Source organism: Streptomyces sp. NPDC029041, from assembly GCF_040637515.1.
Taxonomy (GTDB): domain Bacteria; phylum Actinomycetota; class Actinomycetes; order Streptomycetales; family Streptomycetaceae; genus Streptomyces.
On sequence record NZ_JBEZWO010000008.1, the window covers coordinates 496,339 to 515,060 of the forward strand.

General features: G+C 73.4%; 20 protein-coding genes. 14 read left to right on the plus strand and 6 right to left on the minus strand.

All coding sequences use genetic code 11. The features are described 5' to 3' along the window. Window positions 1–17: 17 nt before the first annotated feature. Together AB0F04_RS23565 and AB0F04_RS23570 are read right to left on the minus strand one after the other, a co-directional pair. Window positions 18–1,352, minus strand: a complete 1,335-nt coding sequence (locus AB0F04_RS23565) for a PH domain-containing protein (RefSeq protein ID WP_362044162.1) — start codon at window positions 1,350–1,352, stop codon at window positions 18–20. Further along, on the minus strand, window positions 1,349–1,879 hold the full coding sequence (locus AB0F04_RS23570) for a PH domain-containing protein (protein WP_362044164.1): 531 nt from the start codon (window positions 1,877–1,879) through the stop codon (window positions 1,349–1,351). Before AB0F04_RS23570 ends, AB0F04_RS23565 begins: the two co-directional genes overlap by 4 nt. A 31-nt stretch (window positions 1,880–1,910) precedes the next feature. On the opposite strand from AB0F04_RS23570, the gene AB0F04_RS23575 reads away from it, so the two are divergent. Continuing rightward, on the plus strand, window positions 1,911–3,062 hold the full coding sequence (locus tag AB0F04_RS23575; protein ID WP_362044166.1) for an NADH-quinone oxidoreductase subunit D: 1,152 nt from the start codon (window positions 1,911–1,913) through the stop codon (window positions 3,060–3,062). Between the two features lie 39 nt (window positions 3,063–3,101). Here AB0F04_RS23575 and AB0F04_RS23580 read toward each other — a convergent pair whose 3' ends face one another. Next, window positions 3,102–4,121, minus strand: coding sequence for an SAM-dependent methyltransferase (locus AB0F04_RS23580; RefSeq protein ID WP_362044168.1), 1,020 nt, complete (start codon window positions 4,119–4,121; stop codon window positions 3,102–3,104). 118 nt (window positions 4,122–4,239) lie between these two features. Here AB0F04_RS23580 and AB0F04_RS23585 point away from each other — a divergent pair, with 118 nt between their 5' ends. Next, window positions 4,240–5,433 carry a sensor histidine kinase gene (locus AB0F04_RS23585; RefSeq protein WP_362044169.1) on the plus strand — a complete coding sequence of 398 codons (1,194 nt, stop codon included), beginning with the start codon at window positions 4,240–4,242 and terminating at the stop codon, window positions 5,431–5,433. 89 nt (window positions 5,434–5,522) lie between these two features. Continuing rightward, window positions 5,523–6,191 (plus strand): response regulator transcription factor, encoded by a 669-nt coding sequence (locus tag AB0F04_RS23590; RefSeq protein ID WP_053669760.1) that lies wholly within the window; start codon window positions 5,523–5,525, stop codon window positions 6,189–6,191. A gap of 105 nt (window positions 6,192–6,296) precedes the next feature. Here the strand turns inward: AB0F04_RS23590 and AB0F04_RS23595 are convergent, their stop codons facing one another. Then, window positions 6,297–7,403 carry a DUF5937 family protein gene (locus AB0F04_RS23595; protein ID WP_362044171.1) on the minus strand — a complete coding sequence of 369 codons (1,107 nt, stop codon included), beginning with the start codon at window positions 7,401–7,403 and terminating at the stop codon, window positions 6,297–6,299. 159 nt (window positions 7,404–7,562) lie between these two features. Between AB0F04_RS23595 and AB0F04_RS23600 the strand changes: the two genes are divergently transcribed. Further along, a complete protein-coding gene (locus AB0F04_RS23600; RefSeq protein ID WP_362044174.1) occupies window positions 7,563–7,763 on the plus strand; it encodes a hypothetical protein in 201 nt (66 codons plus the stop codon). Here the strand turns inward: AB0F04_RS23600 and AB0F04_RS23605 are convergent. Continuing rightward, on the minus strand, window positions 7,756–9,063 hold the full coding sequence (locus tag AB0F04_RS23605) for a beta-eliminating lyase-related protein (RefSeq protein WP_362044176.1): 1,308 nt from the start codon (window positions 9,061–9,063) through the stop codon (window positions 7,756–7,758). The genes AB0F04_RS23600 and AB0F04_RS23605 overlap by 8 nt on opposite strands. A 199-nt stretch (window positions 9,064–9,262) precedes the next feature. Between AB0F04_RS23605 and AB0F04_RS23610 the strand changes: the two genes are divergently transcribed. The 10 genes from AB0F04_RS23610 to AB0F04_RS23655 all read left to right on the plus strand — a co-directional run bounded on the left by AB0F04_RS23610 (window position 9,263) and on the right by AB0F04_RS23655 (window position 17,770). Then, the gene (locus AB0F04_RS23610) at window positions 9,263–10,201 is read left to right on the plus strand and encodes a DUF2520 domain-containing protein (protein ID WP_362044178.1); all 939 of its coding nucleotides are present in this window, start codon (window positions 9,263–9,265) and stop codon (window positions 10,199–10,201) included. Next, window positions 10,198–11,199, plus strand: a complete 1,002-nt coding sequence (gene panC / locus AB0F04_RS23615; RefSeq protein WP_362044180.1) for a pantoate--beta-alanine ligase — start codon at window positions 10,198–10,200, stop codon at window positions 11,197–11,199. The genes AB0F04_RS23610 and panC overlap by 4 nt, the downstream gene beginning before the upstream one ends. Then, on the plus strand, window positions 11,196–12,905 hold the full coding sequence (locus AB0F04_RS23620; RefSeq protein WP_362044182.1) for an L-aspartate oxidase: 1,710 nt from the start codon (window positions 11,196–11,198) through the stop codon (window positions 12,903–12,905). Before panC ends, AB0F04_RS23620 begins: the two co-directional genes overlap by 4 nt. 5 nt (window positions 12,906–12,910) lie before the next feature. Beyond that, window positions 12,911–13,885: a carboxylating nicotinate-nucleotide diphosphorylase gene (nadC, locus tag AB0F04_RS23625; RefSeq protein ID WP_362044184.1), complete on the plus strand. Its 975-nt coding sequence runs from the start codon at window positions 12,911–12,913 to the stop codon at window positions 13,883–13,885. Window positions 13,886–13,899: 14 nt separating this feature from the next. Further along, the gene (locus AB0F04_RS23630) at window positions 13,900–14,697 is read left to right on the plus strand and encodes a type III pantothenate kinase (RefSeq protein ID WP_362044186.1); all 798 of its coding nucleotides are present in this window, start codon (window positions 13,900–13,902) and stop codon (window positions 14,695–14,697) included. A gap of 391 nt (window positions 14,698–15,088) precedes the next feature. Then, the gene (locus AB0F04_RS23635; protein WP_362044188.1) at window positions 15,089–15,796 is read left to right on the plus strand and encodes a hypothetical protein; all 708 of its coding nucleotides are present in this window, start codon (window positions 15,089–15,091) and stop codon (window positions 15,794–15,796) included. Between the two features lie 19 nt (window positions 15,797–15,815). Then, window positions 15,816–16,004, plus strand: coding sequence for a hypothetical protein (locus AB0F04_RS23640; protein ID WP_053673925.1), 189 nt, complete (start codon window positions 15,816–15,818; stop codon window positions 16,002–16,004). A 184-nt stretch (window positions 16,005–16,188) separates the two neighbouring features. Next, window positions 16,189–16,626 (plus strand): BlaI/MecI/CopY family transcriptional regulator, encoded by a 438-nt coding sequence (locus AB0F04_RS23645; RefSeq protein ID WP_362044190.1) that lies wholly within the window; start codon window positions 16,189–16,191, stop codon window positions 16,624–16,626. Window positions 16,627–16,635: 9 nt separating this feature from the next. Continuing rightward, on the plus strand, window positions 16,636–17,169 hold the full coding sequence (locus AB0F04_RS23650; protein WP_362044192.1) for an amino-acid N-acetyltransferase: 534 nt from the start codon (window positions 16,636–16,638) through the stop codon (window positions 17,167–17,169). Between the two features lie 265 nt (window positions 17,170–17,434). Then, entirely contained in the window at window positions 17,435–17,770 is a 336-nt protein-coding gene (locus AB0F04_RS23655) for an Lsr2 family protein (RefSeq protein ID WP_053673923.1), read from the plus strand. A 9-nt stretch (window positions 17,771–17,779) separates the two neighbouring features. On the opposite strand, the gene AB0F04_RS23660 is transcribed toward AB0F04_RS23655, so the two are convergent. Continuing rightward, window positions 17,780–18,508, minus strand: coding sequence for an SCO3374 family protein (locus AB0F04_RS23660; RefSeq protein WP_362044194.1), 729 nt, complete (start codon window positions 18,506–18,508; stop codon window positions 17,780–17,782). Between the last annotated feature and the right edge of the window lie 214 nt (window positions 18,509–18,722).

An 18,722-nucleotide genomic window follows, 5' to 3' on the forward strand; every position in this document is an offset into this window, starting at 1 on the left:
CCTTCGCCGTTCGGCCCTCACGCCATCCACCGGTCGGGCCGCGCGTCCCTGCGCCCCGTCCGGGACCGCTCCGCCTGCGCGGCCAGCAGCTCGCGCGCCTCACCGGCCTCCCGCAGCCGGGCCCGCACCGTCTTGTTCGCGCCCGTGTCCACGCACACGTCGGCCACGCCCCGGGCCCGCTCCCACGGCCCCTGCGTCATCCGCACGCTCTGCACCTTGGCGTGCGGCACCAGCGCCAGGCTGCGTCGCAGCAGCCCGGACCGGGCCGCGAACACCGCGTCCGTGACGGCGAGTCCGTAGCCGCGCCACCACAGCGGCACGCACCAGCGGGCGCCGCGCGGCGCCGGTGACAGGGCCGCGGGCCCCGGCACGCTCACCCCCGGCAGCACGCGCGCGACGACGTCCTCGGCGATCTCGCGCGGGGCGACCGGCACCAGCACGGAGTTGGACGAACCGGCCACGTCCAGCTCCACCCGCACCCAGCCGCGCCGCCGCCACAGCAGCGGCTCCACGATCCGCACGGTCTGCACGCGCCCCGGCGGCACCGTCTCGTGGGCCCGGTCCAGCAACCCGTGGTCGATGCGCAGCCCGTCGGGCGACTCGGCCACCGTCCAGTCGTACTCGGCGACGAACCGCCCCACGCTGCTCGCCCCCGCCGTGCCCAGCAGCGGCAGGGCGACCGCGAGGACCGTCCACAGGCTGTGGGTGACCAGCCACAGCACCGGCGGGACGACGAGCGCCGCGGCCAGTGACATCCACGTGGCACCCGTCAGCACCAGCGACAGGGCGAGCACGCCGGGCGGCACCCGCAGCAGCCGCCGGGACGGTGCCTCACCCACCTCGTGCGCGGTCTCGGGCGCGAAACCGGCCGCCCGGGCGAGCAGTTCGGCCCGCAGCGTCCGTGCCTCGTCCGCGCCTAGGAAGGCCAGCTCGTCCTTCTTGTCGGTGCCGATGACGTCGAGTCTGAGCTTGGCGACACCCGCGACCCGGGCCAGCAGCGGCTGGGTGACGTCGATGGCCTGGATCCGCTCCAGCCGGATGTGCGCGGTCCGCCGGAAGACGAGCCCGGTACGGACGCGCAGTTCGGTCCCGGTCACCGCGAAGTGCGTGAACCACCAGGAGCAGAAGCCGTAGAGGGCGGCGGCCGGGACGAGCACGGCGAGGCCGATCAGCAGCGTGGTCGTGGTCAGCCGGGTCAGATGGCGCTGCGCCCCGTCGGGGTCGTGCACGGCCCAGCCGATGAGCACGGCGACCGGTGCCCAGGCGCGGCGCAGCGGGGTGACGGGGTGCAGCCGCCGCTCCACCACCTCGGCGGCGGCCTCCGGGGCCCCGGCGGCCTCCGGCGCCGTCACAGCCCCGCCGACCGGGCTTCGCCCAGCTCGGTGAGCCGGTCGCGCAGCCGTTCCGCCTCGGCCGGGTCCAGGCCGGGGATCGTCGCGTCGGTGGCCGCGGCGGCCGTGTGCAGCTGCACGCTGGCCAGCCCGAAGTGCCGCTCCACGGGCCCGGACGTGACCTCGACCAGCTGCATCCGCCCGTACGGCACGACCGTCTCCTCGCGCCACAGCACGCCCCGGCTGATCAGCAGGTCGTCGGCCCGCTCGGCGTACCGCCAGGAACGCCAGTTGCGCTCGGTCATCACCCAGCCCCAGGCCAGCAGCGCCAGCGGCGGCAGGGCGAAGGCGGCCCAGGCGGGACCGGCCAGCAGCCCCGGCAGCAGCCCGGCCGCCAGGGCGATCAGCCCGAGCCACACGACCAGCAGCAGCCGGCGCATCTTCAGCAGCCCGGGCGGCAGTGCGATCCACACCGGCTCGTCCCCGGCCGCCTCGACCGTGCCCTGTGTCCCGTCCGGCCCCACCTCGTGCGGACTCCCCGTATCCATGGGGCCAGCGTACGTAGGAGAGACTGTGTCCATGACTCCTACGACGGAGACCATGGTCGGAATCGGCGGCGCCGCGGAGAGCACCGACATGGTGCTCAACATCGGGCCCCAGCACCCGTCCACCCATGGCGTGCTGCGGCTGAAGCTCGTCCTGGACGGCGAGCGCATCCGGCACGCGGAGCCGGTGATCGGCTACATGCACCGCGGCGCGGAGAAGCTGTTCGAGGCGCGCGACTACCGCCAGATCATCATGCTGGCCAACCGGCACGACTGGCTGTCGGCGTTCTCCAACGAACTGGGCGTCGTCCTCGCCGTGGAGCGGATGCTCGGCATGGAGGTGCCCGAGCGCGCGGTGTGGCTGCGCACGCTGCTCGCCGAGCTGAACCGGGTGCTCAACCACCTGATGTTCCTCGGCTCGTACCCGCTGGAGCTCGGCGGGATCACCCCGATCTTCTACGCCTTCCGGGAGCGCGAGGAGCTCCAGCACGTCATGGAGGAGATCTCCGGCGGGCGGATGCACTACATGTTCAACCGCGTCGGCGGCCTCAAGGAGGACCTGCCGGCCGGATGGACCACGCGCGCACGCACCGCCGTCGCCGACGTCCGCTCCCGCATGGACCGCTTCGACGACCTGGTGCTCGGCAACGAGATCTTCCGGGGCAGGACCCGGGGCGTGGGCACCCTCTCGCCGGAGGCCGTGCACGCCTACGGGGTGAGCGGGCCGATCGGGCGGGCCTCGGGCGTCGACTTCGACCTGCGCCGGGACGAGCCGTACCTCGCCTACGGCGACCTCCAGGACACCCTGAAGGTGGTCACCCGGCCCGAGGGCGACTGCCTCGCCCGCTTCGAGTGCCTCCTGGAGCAGACGCACAACGCGCTGGACCTGGCCGACGCCTGCCTCGACCGGCTGGCCGAGCTGCCGCCCGGGCCGGTCAACCAGCGGCTCCCGAAGGTCCTGAAGGCACCCGAGGGGCACACGTACGCCTGGACCGAGAACCCGCTCGGCATCAACGGCTACTACCTCGTCAGCAGGGGCGAGAAGACCCCGTACCGGCTGAAGCTGCGCTCGGCGTCGTACAACAACATCCAGGCGCTGACGGAGCTGCTGCCGGGGACGCTGGTCGCGGACATGGTGGCGATCCTGGGGTCGATGTTCTTCGTGGTCGGGGACATCGACAAGTAGGGCCCCACGAGTAGGGCCCACGCGCGGAAAGGCAGGGGCTCACCCCGGGAACGGGTCCGCGACCCCGACCGGCTGGACCAGCCAGCCGAAGTCGCCGAGACCGCCCGCCGCGGTGAGCTCGGCGGCCTCACCGGCGCTCGCGAGGGCGCGTACGTACGCGGCCGGGTCGGTGGAGGCCAGCGACAGCGGGGGGCGTGCGCCGGTCACGTCCAGGGCGTTCAGTGCCTCGCGCTGGGGGAGCAGGCGTCCGCCGGGCAGCGCGCACGCGTCCAGGGCGACATGGGCCGTGATGTCGCAGGAGCCGTCCGGGACGGGGGCGGTCTCGCGGCCTTCCCGGAACCCGGTGAGCGTGCCGAAGGGCGGCCGGGTGCCCGCCGTGTGCGCGTAGTCCACGGCCACGGCGAGCCCCCGCCGCAGCGTCGCGACCGCCCCGGCCCAGGCCTCGTCCCGGGGCAGGCCGATCTCCGCGCGCAGCCCCTGCTCGCCGGGCAGCGGCCACCACCGCTCCAGCCACCGCGCCGGCGCCCCGCCCGCCGGCTCCCCGAGTAGCTCGGTCCCGTCCTGCCGGACCATGACGAGGCGCGCGACGCCCTCGGCGTCCACCTCCACGACGTCCACGGGCACGTTGTCCAGCCACTCGTTGGCGAACAGCAACCCGGTCGCCCCCTCCGGGGGTGCGTCGAGCCACTCGATCCGGTGATCGAGCCCCGTGGGCCGCTCGGTGATCTCCACGGCGTACGCGCGCGTACGCGCCGCCACGTCGGCGGGGAGCGCGGCGAGGACCCCGCCCGTCAGCTCGCCCCGCCCGGCCGCCATGTCGACGAAGTCCAGCTTCGCGGGCCGCCCCAGCGCCTCGTCGATCCGGCACAGCAGCCGGGCCACGGCCCCCGCGAACAACGGCGACGCGTGCACGGACGTGCGGAAATGCCCGGCCGGTCCCTCCACGCGCCGGTAGAAGCCCCCCGGCGCGTACAGCGCGTCCTGCGCCGCCGCACGCCACCCGCGCCACTCCTGCCCCTCGTGCCGCTCGCCCCGCTCGTCCCGTGTTCCTGCCGTCACCGGGCCAGGCTATGTGGACAGAACGAACGCAACTCCACCTTGCGGAGTACGCGCGCCCGGTGCGGATCGGCCCTCCGGTTGACCCCTGCACCTATCGCGCTTCCCTACGCTGGGTTACGTGCAGCGCCTCTATGACTTCCTCCGCAGGCACCCGACGTGGGTCGACGGCACCTGGGCCGTCGTCCTCCTCGGGATTTCGGTGCTGGGCGGAGCGGCGGCCGAGCAGGTCGGCCCCTGGTCCGTGGTCGTCCCGATCACGGTGCTGCTGAGCCTGGTGGTCGCGTTGCGCCGCCGGATGCCGGAGAAGATGCTGCTGCTCGCGGCGGCGGTCGGCGTGGCGCAGCTGGTCACCGACGTCGCGATCCTGCCCGCCGACTTCGCCATGCTGGTGATCGTCTACACCGTCGCGGTGGAAGGGGCCCGGTGGGCCTCCCGCTTCGCCCTGGTCGCCGGCCTGTGCGCGGCCCCCCTGGCGCAGCTGCGCTGGTCGAACGAGCAGACGGGGGTCGCGGGCGACATCGCCCTGGCGGTCCTCCAGACGGTCCCCTTCGCCCTCGCCTGGGTGCTCGGCGACTCCATCCGCACCCGCCGCGCCTACTTCGCGCAGCTGGAGGAGCGGGCCGCCCGCCTGGAGAAGGAGCGCGAGGCACAGTCCAAGGTCGCCGTCGCCGCCGAGCGGGCCCGGATCGCGCGCGAGTTGCACGACGTCGTCGCGCACAACGTCTCGGTGATGGTCGTCCAGGCCGACGGCGCCGCCTACGTCCTGGACGCCGCGCCCGACCAGGCGAAGAAGGCCCTGGAGACCATCTCCTCCACCGGCCGCCAGGCCCTCGCCGAGATGCGCCGCCTGCTCGGCGTGCTGCGCACCGGCGAGCACCAGGAGGCCGGCGAGTACGTGCCGCAGCCCGACGTCGAGCAGATCGAGGACCTGGTCGAGCAGTGCCGGGGACACGGACTGCCCGTCGACTTCAAGATCGAGGGCACGCCCCGGCCGCTGCCCAGCGGCGTGGAGCTCACCGCCTACCGCATCGTGCAGGAGGCGCTCACCAACACCCGCAAGCACGGCGGGCCCAACGCGGGCGCCAGCGTGCGCCTGGTCTACTTCGACGACGGCCTCGGCCTGCTCGTCGAGGACGACGGCAAGGGCGCCCCGCACGAGCTGTACGAGGAGGGCGGGTTCGACGGCCAGGGCCACGGGCTGATCGGCATGCGCGAGCGGGTCGGTATGGTCGGCGGCACCCTGGACGCGGGCCCGCGCCCGGGCGGAGGATTCCGCATCAGTGCCCTGCTGCCGCTCAAACCCGCGCACTGACGCCGCCGCACGCCCCTCGCCGACACCTGCAACGCCCTGTAACGCACTGAAACGACCCCTGTGGACGATCCCGACATGGAAGAGGCCCGATGACGATCCGCGTGATGCTCGTCGACGACCAGGTGCTGCTGCGCACCGGGTTCCGGATGGTGCTCGCCGCCCAGCCGGACATGGAGGTCGTGGCCGAGGCGGGTGACGGCGTCGAGGCCCTCCAGGAACTGCGGACGACCGAGGTCGACGTCGTGCTGATGGACGTCCGCATGCCGAAGCTCGACGGGGTGGAGACGACCCGCCGGATCTGCGCGGACACCGACCCGCCGAAGGTGCTCATCCTGACCACCTTCGACCTCGACGAGTACGCCTTCTCCGGGCTGAAGGCGGGCGCCTCCGGCTTCATGCTCAAGGACGTCCCGCCGGCCGAGCTCCTGACCGCGATCAGGGCCGTGCACAGCGGGGACGCGGTCGTCGCGCCCTCCACCACCCGGCGGCTGCTGGACCGCTTCGCCCCCATGCTGCCGGGCACCCAGCAGCCCCGGCACAAGGAGCTGGAGCGGCTCACCGACCGCGAGCGCGAGGTCATGGTGCTCGTCGCGCAGGGCCTGTCCAACGGCGAGATCGCGGCGCGGCTGGTGCTGTCGGAGGCGACGGTGAAGACGCACGTGGGCCGCATCCTGACCAAGCTCGGGCTCAGGGACCGGGTGCAGGTCGTGGTGCTGGCCTACGAGACGGGGCTGGTGCGGGCCGGAGGGCACGGCTGACTGTCCGCGCCGACCCGACCGGACCCGTCCGAGCGGGCCGGCGGCCCGTCGGCGCGGGCCGGTTACCTGAGGGCGGCGGGCCGGCGGCCCGCCGGCGCGGGCCGGTTACCTGAGGATCCCTTCCAGGAACTCGCTGCCGAGCCGGGCCACCACCGTCACGTCCAGCTGGTGCAGCACGTAGCGGCCGCGGCGGCGGGTGGTGATCAGGCCCGCCTTCTTCAGCACGGCCAGGTGCCGGGATATCTCCGGCGCCGTCATGCCGAGCACCTGTGCGAGCTCGCTGGTGGTGTGCGCGCTGCGGGCCAGATGGCGGCACATGCGCATCCGCACCTGATGGGACAGTGCGGTCATCCGCAGGGCCAGTTGTTCGAGTGCCTGCGGTGCGGCGAGCTCCGGGTGGCCCACCGGGTAGTGCAGCACCGGCTGCCAGCCGGACCGGTGCAGGACCATCAGATGCGGCCAGCCGAGACTCGTCGGGACGAGCAGCAGGCCGCCGTCGCCCGTGGTCGTACGGCCGTCGCCGAGCTTGTCGACCGTGATCAGGGTGCCGGCCGCGTCGAGCGTGATCGCCGGCGACACCGCGGCCAGCCCTTCGGCCAGGCCCTTGCGCCGCAGCAAATCCGTCTTGTGCCGGGCGTCCGCCGCGAGCTGGTGACGCAGCCGGGACCAGGCCTCCGCGAAGAACGCCTCCTCGCAGTCCCGCAGGAACTGCCGCAGCCAGGCCCGGATCGTGGGCGGGTCCGCCAGCAGCCGCTCACCGAAGCGCAGTTGCCGCGGGCCGCGCGCGGCGGCCAGCTCCAGTGCCCGGCGGCGGGTCTCAGGGTCGGACAGCGTCGTCCGTCCCTGGTCGCCGTAGCAGGTGCCACACGTGAACTCCATCGCCGCGTCCACGAACTGCTCGTCGGACAGCTTGTCGAGCTGGTCCAGCTCCTCGGCAAGGGTCGCGGCCGGGAGCGTGCGCCGGTCCGGCAGGCCCGCCCAGGGCAGGAACAGGTCCGAGAACGTCGTCCGCCACAGGAAGTCCGCCTCGCACATCCGGTCGGCCAGATGCGGGTCGAGCCGGGCCGTCACCCCGGTCACCCAGCCCTGCAGGCCCGGGTGGTGCGCCGGTTCGGACAGCGCGTGCAGGGCCATGCCGAGCTCGGCCAGGGGCGACGGCACGACGGCGACCGCCTCGGGCCGCAGCCCCTCGATGTCGATGTGCACGCTCATGACCTCATGGTGCACCCGGCCACCGACAACGCCCCCGTCGATTGACGTCCCCCGTCAATCGACGCGACGCCGCTGCCCGTTGGGACGCACGGTGGGACCACCGGGGCAGCCGCGGAGCCTTCGGACCTCCATCACCCCGTCCAGCAGAGGCCATTCACCATGAGCATCACACAGCAGCACCTCTTCGACACCTACCGCGCCCGCTCCCTCGGCGAGCCCGCCCCGCCCGCGCCGGGCACCCACGACTGGCAGGTCGTGAGGGAGTGGCGCGACGAACGGAACTTCCGTGCCGCGCTTGCGGGCCGCCCGGTCCGCAGCCCGCTCCGGGACGCCCTGAGGCGGTGGCGGCGCCTTACCTGACCTGCTCCGGCAGCCGGGCCACGAATTCCGCCACCGCCGCCTTCACGTCCTCGGCACTCCACTGCAGCCCGTCGGCCCGCACGTGCACCTCCGTGTGCGCCAGCCCGGGACCGCCCCGGTCCCAGCCGTTTCCGAACAGGACGACCCCCGTCTCCTCGGCCACGCGGACCGCCGCCTCCCCGAGGACCTCCGGCTCGTACGGCAGCCACACCTGGAAGTCATGGGTGTGCGGCACCTCGGGGTGCACTCGCGCCCACGGCACCCCGGCCGCCGCGAACGCCTCGCGCATCGCGGCGGCCACCACGCGCGCGTGGGCCACGTACTCCGGCATCCGGGGCAGTTGCCGCTCCAGCCCGACCAGCGCCGACAGCACGGTGGGGAACTGCTGGAAGACCATCCCGCCGTACCGGTGCCGCCAGGTCTTCGCCTCCTCGACGAGCTCCTTCGGGCCCGCGAGTGCCGCGCCGCCGAAGGCCTCGAGGGACTTGTAGAACGACACGTAGACGCTGTCGGCCAGGGCCGCGATCTCCTCCAGCGGGCGGCCGAAGTGGACGGTGGACTCCCACAGGCGCGCCCCGTCGAAGTGCACCACCGCGTCCCGTTCCCGCGCTGCCTCGACGACCGCGGTGAGTTCCTCCCAGGCCGGGAGGACGAAACCGGCGTCCCTGAGGGGCAGTTCGATCATCAGCGCCCCGAAGGGCTCCTCGAAGTCGCGCACCTCGGCGGCGGTCGGAAGCCGCGGTTCGCTCGTCAGCCGCACCGGGCGCAGCCGGCCGACCTCGCTGAACGCGTTCCGCTCGTGCACCTCGGGATGGCTGAGCGCGTGCAGGGCGACGGTCGGGTTCCCGGTGCGGCCCGCCCAGCAGCGCAGGGCCACCTGCTGGGCCATCGTGCCCGTCGGGAAGAACGCGGCGGCCTCGGTGCCGAGCAGCCCGGCGACCTTCGTCTCCAGCGCCTCGACGACACCGTCGCCGTACACGTCCGACAGCTCGTCGAGGTCGTGGACGGCCGCCGCCTCCTCCAGCAGCGCCAGGCGCTCCCGGAGACTCTGGTGGAAGCCGAAGCGCGCGAACACGCGCCGGGCCCCGCGATGGGCGGCCAGCCGCCGCTCGCGCAGCCGCCCGACCCGGTCCTCGTCGGTCCCTCGGTCCCCGTGGGCCCCTCGGTCCTCGTCGGTCACCGCGCTCTCGCCGGTCACCGAGCCCTCGTCCGCCACCGAGCCCTCATCTGTCACCGAGCCCTCGTCCGTCACCCGGTTCTCGCCCGTCACCCGGGCGTCGTGCTCCGCCGTATCCGTCATGCCCGCGATCCTGCCCCGCGCGCGGGCGGCCGGGCATCCGCATTTCCGCAAGCGGCGCCATGTCCGGATGCGGCGACGGGTATGCCGCACCGGCATGCACAGCCTGTGGACGACCGAACGCCCCTCGAACCGATCGCGTTAACATGACGAGAAATCGTCCGGTACCCGGAGCGGACTGGAACGGGAAGGCCGCCGTCGAGTGAACACAACCCCACAGCCAGACCCCAAGGACCGCCCCGCGCGGCTCACCGTCGGCGTCGTCGGCGCCGGCCGTGTGGGGCCCGCGCTCGCGGCGTCCCTGCAGCTCGCCGGGCACCGCCCGGTCGCCGTCTCCGCCGTCTCGGACGCCTCCCGGCGCCGCGCCGCGCACCTGCTGCCCGACGTGCCGGTGATGCCGCCCGCCGAGGTGCTGAAGCGGGCCGACCTGGTGCTGCTGACCGTCCCCGACGACGCCCTGCCCGACCTCGTCACCGGCCTCGCCGACACCGGATCCGTCCGGCCGGGGCAGCTCCTCGTGCACACCTCCGGCCGGTACGGCGCACGGGTCCTCGACCCGGCCCTGCGCGCGGGCGCCCTGCCGCTCGCCCTGCACCCCGCGATGACGTTCACGGGCACGCCGGTGGACGTCCAGCGGCTGGCCGGCTGCTCCTTCGGCGTCACCGCCCCCGACGAACTGCGCCTGGCCGCCGAGGCCCTGGTCATCGAGATGGGCGGCGAGCCGGAGTGGATCGCCGAGGAGAACCGTCCGCTCTACCACGCGGCGCTCGCCCTGGGCGCCAATCACCTGGTCACGCTGGTCGCCCAGTCCATGGAGCTGCTGAGCGCGGCCGGCGTCACGGCTCCCGACCGGATGCTCGGCCCGCTGCTCGGCGCGGCCCTGGACAACGCCCTGCGCTCCGGCGACGCGGCCCTCACCGGCCCGGTCGCGCGCGGCGACGCCGGCACGGTCGCCGCCCACGTCACCGAGCTGCGCCGGCACGCCCCGCAGGCCGTCGCCGGGTACCTGGCGATGGCCCGCGCGACCGCCGACCGGGCCCTGGCGCACGGCCTGCTGAAGCCGGAACTGGCCGAGGATCTCCTCGGGGTACTCGCCGACGGGACCGACGGCACCGACGGCACCGAAGGGGACGCCCGATGACCACCACCGTGCTCAGCACCGCCGCCGACCTGCACGCACGCGCGCGTGCGGGCCGCCGCGCCGTGGTGATGACCATGGGCGCGCTGCACGAGGGCCACGCCACGCTGATCCGTACCGCGCGCACCCTCGCCGGGCCGGACGGCGAGGTCGTCGTCACCGTCTTCGTCAACCCGCTGCAGTTCGGCCGGGGCGAGGACCTCGACCGCTACCCGCGCACCCTGGACGCCGACGTCGAACTCGCCGGCCGGTCGGGCGCGGACGTCGTGTTCGCGCCCGCCGTGGACGAGGTCTACCCGGGCGGCGAGCCCCAGGTCCGCATCACCGCGGGCCCCATGGGCGAGCGCCTGGAGGGTTCCTCCCGCCCCGGCCACTTCGACGGCATGCTCACCGTCGTCGCCAAGCTGCTGCACCTCACGCGCCCCGACGTGGCCCTGTACGGGCAGAAGGACGCCCAGCAGCTCGCGCTGATCCGCCGCATGGTGCGGGACCTGAACTTCGGCGTGGAGATCGTCGGGGTGCCCACCGTCCGCGAGGAGGACGGCCTGGCCCTGTCCAGCCGCAACCGCTACCTGTCGGCCGCCGAGCGGCGCACCGCCCTCGCCCTGTCCGGTGCCCTGTTCGCGGGCCAGGACCGGCACGCCGCACAGGAGGCACTGCGGGCCCGGGCGCGTGAGGTGCCCGCCACGCGTGCGCGTGCCGAGGCGCTCAGCGCCATAGGCGAGTCCCGCGCGGCGGCGGACGCGCACGCCGTGGCGACGGCCGTCCCCGGCGGCCCGGCGGCCGTCCGCGCCGCCGCCCGCCAGGTCCTGGACGAGGCCGCCCGCCTCGAACCACCGCTCGCGCTGGACTACCTCGCCCTGGTGGACCCGGCCGACTTCACCGAGATCGGGGACGACTTCACCGGCGACGCGATCCTCGCCGTCGCCGCCCGGGTCGGGGCGACCCGGCTGATCGACAACGTCCCGCTCACCTTCACCAGTTTCGGAGCCGCCTCGTGAGCACCACAGGCATACGACTGCACGCCCCCGCCCCCGGGTGGTCCATCACCGCGGACGTGGTCGTCGTCGGCTCCGGGGTCGCCGGACTGACCGCCGCCCTGCGCTGCGAGGCCGCCGGCCTGCGGACGGTCGTCGTCACCAAGGCCCGCCTCGACGACGGTTCCACCCGCTGGGCCCAGGGCGGCATCGCCGCGGCGCTCGGCGAGGGCGACACCCCCGAACAGCACCTCGACGACACCCTGGTGGCGGGAGCCGGCCTCTGCGACGAGGACGCGGTCCGGCTCCTGGTCACCGAGGGCCCCGACGCCGTGCGCCGTCTCATCGAGACCGGCGCGCGGTTCGACGAGTCCTCCGAGGGCGACCTCGAACTGACCCGCGAGGGCGGCCACCACCGCCGCCGCATCGCCCACGCCGGCGGTGACGCCACCGGCGCCGAGATCTCCCGCGCCCTCGTCGAGGCCGTACGCGCGCGGGGCATGCGCACCATCGAGAACGCGCTCGTCCTCGACCTCCTCACGGATGCCGAGGGCCGCACCGCCGGCGTGACCCTGCACGTCATGGGAGAGGGCGCGCACGACGGCGTCGGGGCCGTCCACGCCCCCGCCGTGGTCCTCGCGACCGGCGGCATGGGCCAGGTTTTCTCCGCGACGACCAACCCGTCGGTGTCGACGGGCGACGGCGTGGCGCTCGCGCTGCGGGCCGGCGCGGAGGTCAGCGACCTGGAGTTCGTCCAGTTCCACCCGACCGTGCTGTTCCTGGGCCCGGACGCGGAGGGCCAGCAGCCCCTGGTCTCCGAGGCCGTGCGCGGCGAGGGCGCCCACCTGATCGACGCCGACGGCGTGCGCTTCATGGCCGGACAGCACGAACTCGCCGAACTCGCCCCCCGGGACATCGTCGCCAAGGGCATCCTGCGCCGCATGCTGGAGCAGGACGCCGAACACATGTACCTCGACGGCCGGCACTTCGGCGCGGACATGTGGGAGCACCGTTTCCCGACGATCCTGGCCGCATGCCGCGCCCACGGCATCGACCCGGTCACCGACCCCATCCCGGTCGCCCCGGCCGCCCACTACGCCTCCGGCGGCGTCCGCACGGACTCCCACGGCCGCACGACCGTCCCGGGCCTCTACGCGTGCGGCGAGGTCGCCTGCACCGGCGTGCACGGAGCCAACCGTCTGGCGTCCAACTCCCTGCTCGAGGGCCTCGTCTACGCCGAGCGCATCGCGGCCGACATCGCGGCGAACGGCCTGCACGCGCGCGTGCCCCAGCCGGTCCCGCACCCGGAGAGCCCCGAGCACCCCCTGCAAACCGCTCAGGCCCGTTTCGCGATCCAGCGGATCATGACGGGCGGGGCGGGCGTGCTGCGCTCGGCCGGCTCCCTCGCCAAGGCCGCCGACCAGCTCCAGCGGCTGCACACCGACGCCAGGGAGGCCCTCGCCGAGAACGGCAGGACGGCCGAGGCCGGCGTCGACACCTGGGAGGCCACCAACCTGCTGTGCGTGGCCCGCGTCCTGGTCGCCGCCGCCCTGCTGCGCGAGGAGACCCGGGGGTGCCACTGGCGCGAGGACCGCCCCGAGCGCGACGACGACGCCTGGCGGCGCCACATCGTCGTGACCCTGAATCCGGACCGCACGCTGGCCGTGCACACCACGGACACCACAGACTTTCCCCCGACCCTCCCCACCCAGGCCCCCCAGGAGCAGTGACCGACGTGAGCACCCCCGACCTTCCCCTCGCCTCCTCCGGAGGCTGCGGAGACGGCTGCGCCTGCGGCGCGGACGACGAGGCCTACCTGGAGTGCGGCCTGGACCCCGCACTCGCCCAGCTCCTGGCCGACGCCGGTCTCGACCCCGTCGAGGTCGAGGACATCGCCAACGTGGCCCTCCAGGAGGACCTGGCCCACGGCGTGGACGTGACGACGGTGGCGACCATTCCCGAGGACGCGGTGGCCACGGCCGACTTCACCGCACGCGAGGCGGGCACCGTGTCCGGCCTGCGCGTCGCCGAGGCGGTCATCTCGGTCGTCTGCGAGGAGGAGCTCGAGATCGAGCGCCACGCCGAGGACGGCGACCGCGTCGAAGCGGGCCAGAAGCTCCTCTCGGTCACCACCCGCACCCGCGACCTCCTCACGGCCGAGCGCAGCGCGCTGAACATCCTGTGCCGCCTGTCGGGCGTCGCGACGGCCACGCGCGCGTGGGCGGACGCCCTCGACGGGACCAAGGCGAAGGTCCGCGACACCCGCAAGACGACACCCGGCCTGCGCAGCCTCGAGAAGTACGCGGTCCGCTGCGGCGGCGGCGTCAACCACCGCATGTCCCTCTCGGACGCGGCCCTGGTCAAGGACAACCACGTGGTCGCCGCGGGCGGCGTCGCCCAGGCCTTCCAGGCGGTCCGCGAACGCTTCCCGGACGTGCCCATCGAGGTCGAGGTCGACACCCTGGACCAGCTTCGCGAGGTCCTGGACGCGGGCGCCGACCTGATCCTCCTGGACAACTTCACGCCGGGCGAGTGCGAGGAGGCGGTGGCCATCGTCCAGGGCCGCGCCGCCCTGGAGGCGTCGGGCCGCCTCACCCTCGACAACGCCAAGGCGTACGCGGACACCGGCGTCGACTACCTCGCCGTCGGAGCCCTCACCCACTCCTCGCCGATCCTGGACATCGGCCTGGACCTGCGGCCGGCGGAGTAGGGGCGGTACGGGCCATGCTGCTGACGATCGACGTGGGAAACACCCACACCGTGCTCGGCCTGTTCGACGGCGACGAGATCGTCGAACACTGGCGCATCTCCACGGACGCGCGCCGCACGGCCGACGAACTGGCGGTCCTCCTCCAGGGCCTGATGGGCATGCACCCGCTCCTCGGCGACGAGCTGGGCGACGGCATCGACGGCATCGCCATCTGCGCCACCGTCCCCTCGGTCCTGCACGAGCTCCGCGAGGTGACCCGCCGCTACTACGGCGACGTGCCCGCCATCCTCGTCGAGCCGGGCGTCAAGACGGGCGTGCCGATCCTCATGGACAACCCCAAGGAGGTCGGCGCGGACCGCATCATCAACGCGGTCGCGGCGGTCGAGCTCTACGGCGGTCCCGCGATCGTCGTCGACTTCGGCACGGCGACGACGTTCGACGCCGTCAGCGCGCGCGGTGAGTACGTCGGCGGGGTCATCTCACCCGGCATCGAGATCTCCGTCGAGGCCCTCGGCGTCCGAGGCGCCCAGCTCCGCAAGATCGAGGTGGCACGGCCCCGCAGCGTCATCGGCAAGAACACGGTCGAGGCGATGCAGTCGGGCGTCATCTACGGTTTCGCCGGCCAGGTCGACGGCGTGGTCAACCGCATGGCCCGCGAGCTGGCGGACGACCCCGACGACGTCACGGTCATCGCGACGGGCGGGCTGGCCCCGATGGTGCTGGGCGAGTCGTCGGTGATCGACGAGCACGAACCGTGGCTGACGCTGATCGGGCTGCGCCTGGTGTACGAGCGCAACGTGTCACGCATGTGAGCCGCCGCTCGGCGTCTTTGCCGGGGCCGGGTGGGTCCGCAACCCGGCGGAGCGTGGTGCCGCCTGCGCCCACCCGTGCCGCCCCAGGCGGCACGACTGCCCGCAGGCTGAGCGGAGACGCTCCCGCACCCGCGTACGGCGGGAAGGGGTCGTGTCGGGGGGTGTCCGCCCGCAGCGGTTGTCGCGTCAACGCACAGTCAGTCGGCACGCAACCCCATCGCGACGTTCCGAGGACGGACACCCCCCGGCGCGGCCCCGACCCACCACCCAGCGACACGCGAAGACACGCACCCCACCCAGAAGCCGCGCACCCCGCCCACCCGAGTGGTCCCGCACGCCACACCCGTGCCCCCTATGTGAGATTTGTCTGATTAGCGCGTATCGTCGCCGCATGCCCACGCCACACGGATCCCGCGGCGGCATGGCGTTCGGTGTGGAGGAGCTGCGTGTGCTCCGCCGCGCCCTCGCCCTTGCCCTCCACCCCGCCCCCGCCTCGGCCGACGACGTCCAGGACTGTCTCCGTCTCGCAGAGTCGCTCGACGAGGCGCTGCGGGAAGGGGCCAGGCTGCGTGCCTTCCTCGTGGCCGATCTGGGCCGTTACCGCGCCGCCCTCCCCGGCACCGCCGCCGGCTACCTCGCCCTCCTGGACGAGGCCCTGGGTGCCGGTCACCGCCCCCTCCCCGACGACCTCGCGGCCCTGCGCGCCCTGCGCGGCAATCCCGCCGCGGCAGCCCTCCTGGCCCGCTGCACGCCCGCCCCCACGCCCGCCGCACCCGCCCCGGCGGCCGCCGTTCCCGGCTCCCGCACGCACTCCGGCTCAGGCTCAGGCATCGCCCCCCACGCCCAAATCCGCACCCGCGCCCGCCTCCTGTCGATCCCCGGCGGCCGCCGCGCCCCCGTTGACGCCGCCGCCGACGGTCCGGAGAAGCAGCCCGAGAAGAAGCCCACACGCAAGCCGGCACCCCCCAAACCCGCCCCGGCCCCCGCCCCCGGCACGCCCAAGCCCTCCCGCCCGATCCCCACCCCGGGCGAGGTCTTCCCGCGTCGCAAGCCGACCCCGCCGCCACCCGGGAACCCCCAGCAGCTCGCCGCGGGCTGACGTGGCTACCCTGGACTCCATGGACTACGTCTCCGCGCTGCTGCCTCCGGTCGTCATGGCCGTCTTCTTCATCGGCGTGATCCGGGTGATCGTGAAGACCCAGGGCGGCGCCAACAAGGCCAAGGAGGACGCGGCCGTGGACGCCGCCCTCGCGCGCGCGGAGGGCGCCCGCCAGTCCGGCACGGCGCCTTCGAAGACCGACGCCTGACCCACCCCCCTCCGAGGGCGTACGACTCGGCGGACCCGCCCCGCGGGCGCCCGCCACTTCCGAGCCGTACGCCCTTTTTGTTCCCGTTCGCCGGTGAAGCGCACGTCCGCCACGCCATTACCGGGATCTCCCACTATTGTTCTGAGCTGTGCCTCGCCCATTGGGAGAACTCGAAGACGCGGTCATGTCGCGGGTGTGGAAGTGGAACCGCCCGGTGACCGTTCGAGAAGTCCTGGAAGATCTTCAGAAGGAGCGGTCCATCGCGTACACCACCGTGATGACCGTTTTGGACAATCTCCATCAGAAGGGCTGGGTGCGCCGCGAGGCGGAAGGCCGTGCCTATCGATATGAGGCGGTCTCCACCCGCGCCGCCTACGCAGCCGCCCTGATGAACGACGCCTGGTCGCAGAGCGACAACCCCGCCGCCGCTCTCGTCGCGTTCTTCGGCATGATGAGCGAGGAACAACGGCGGTCTCTCAGTGATGCCGTGCGCATCGTGCAGGGCCCGGAAACCCAGGAACCGACCGAACCGTCGGAATCCTCGGAACGGGCGGAACGGCCGGAACGCGGGGAAGGTCCCGGGGAGAACCCCGCCTCCCCTCAGGACCTCGGCGGGCGATAGCGTCCCGCCATGTCCGCGAACAGCCCCGAAGTCACCGCAAAAGCCATCACCGTCCGGCGGGCCCGCACCAGCGATGTCCCGGCCGTGCGCGGCCTCCTTGACGCCTACGTGCGCGACCGCATCCTGCTCGACAAAGCGACGGTGACGCTTTACGAGGACATCCAGGAGTTCTGGGTCGCGGAACGGGACGACAACGCCGAGGTCGTCGGCTGCGGTGCGCTGCACGTGATGTGGGAAGACCTCGCGGAAGTCCGCACTCTCGCGGTGAAGCCCGGCCTGAAGGGCGCGGGCGTCGGGCACCGGGTGCTGGAGAAGTTGCTGCAGACCGCCCGTTGGCTCGGTGTTCGCCGCGTTTTCTGTCTGACCTTCGAAGTCGACTTCTTCACCAAGCACGGCTTCGTGGAGATCGGCGAGACACCCGTCGACACGGATGTCTACGCGGAGCTGCTGCGTTCCTATGACGAGGGTGTCGCGGAGTTCCTGGGACTCGAACGAGTGAAACCGAACACCTTGGGCAACAGTCGGATGCTTCTGCATCTGTGATCGTCGGCCACTAGCCGGTCGCAAGAGGGCCGGTCGGGTTCGTCAAGGCATATTCCGCGGGCCCGCCCTGCCCCGGTGCCCTATGTCCGAAACGCGCACGTTTCCGGGCCGAGCCCGGGCTGCCGGTCTCTCCCGGGGGTTTGTGTTTTCCCGGGAAAAGCGGTTTGCTTTCCGAGGTACTGCAGTACTGCATATAACAGGGGACGGCGATACGGCGGACGCCGGCACACCCCCGGCCCTGAAGATATCGATGAAAGGAAATCCGGTGGCACAGAAGGTTCAGGTCCTTCTTGTCGACGACCTCGACGGTGGCGAGGCGGACGAGACCGTGACGTTCGCGCTGGACGGCAAGACGTACGAGATCGATCTCACCACGTCCAATGCGGACAAGCTCCGTGGCCTTCTCGAGCCTTACGTGAAGGGCGGTCGTCGTACCGGAGGCCGTGCTTCGGGCGGTCGCGGAAAGGCGCGCGCGGCTTCGAGCGGCAGCCAGGACACCGCGGCGATCCGCGCCTGGGCGAAGGAGAACGGTTACGAGGTCAACGACCGCGGCCGTGTTCCCGCGACCATCCGCGAGGCGTACGAGAAGGCCAACGGCTGAACAGCGGCACTACCGACCCTGCGCGGGCATGGCCGGCGGCTGGGCGCACGCGCGCCGCAGCCGGACCCGGTGGCACTGTGTCGCCACCGCGTTCACCAGCCGCGCGAGATCGGGGGCGTCCCCAGCGCCCCCCGGCGCCGACAGCGTCGGCAGCGAGGCCTCGACCTCGCATCCCGGCTCGGGGGGCCGCAGCCACACGGCGGCCCCCTGGGAACCGACCCGGCCCGGCGGAGCAGGCGGAACACCCGCCCCGCAGGGCGCCGCTGCGTGCGACGCGCACGACGACGGCACCGCCCTCTCCCCGTGAGGCCCCGGGGGTGACGGCGCCTCCATGAGGCCACCCGCACCGATCGCCACCAGATCCAGCGGCAGGTCCCCCCAGTCCAGCCACTCCAGCAGCCCCGGAAGCTCCTCCGCGCTGCCCGCGGCCACCCAGAGCAGCATCCGGTCGCCGCGCAGGGCGACGGGAGAGCCCGGCGCCGAGTGCCGCAGAGCGGCGTGCCCCACCTCGCCCGGCACGTCCAGGACGTCGTAGCGCACCCCCACCACCAGCCGCAGGGGATCGCCGGGCGCCGTGGGCCAGCCCAGCCCGTCCTCGTACCACCGCCGGACCTGACCGCTCGTGGAACGGCTCGTGCCCGGGCCGCTCGCGGCGTGGACGGCCGACTCGGGCGGCCGGCGGGGGAGCGGGAGGACCGGGGAGGCGGAAGCGGTCACCGGACGAGGGGCACCGAACATGCCAAGTGCAACAGCCGGAAGACCGTGCGGGTTACGCTGGGTGGCTCCACGGACGCACAGGGTGGCGAATCGGGGGCGTGAAGGGGGTGCGGGGAGGCGCAAGGTTGTTCGCCCGTAGCGGAGGGAACGGGGCCGCTCGGCATGGACTTCCGGTCCCCGCGGGTAAGACATCCCTAGTGGGAGGGGGCGACACGCAGGAAAGGGCGTCTCGCGT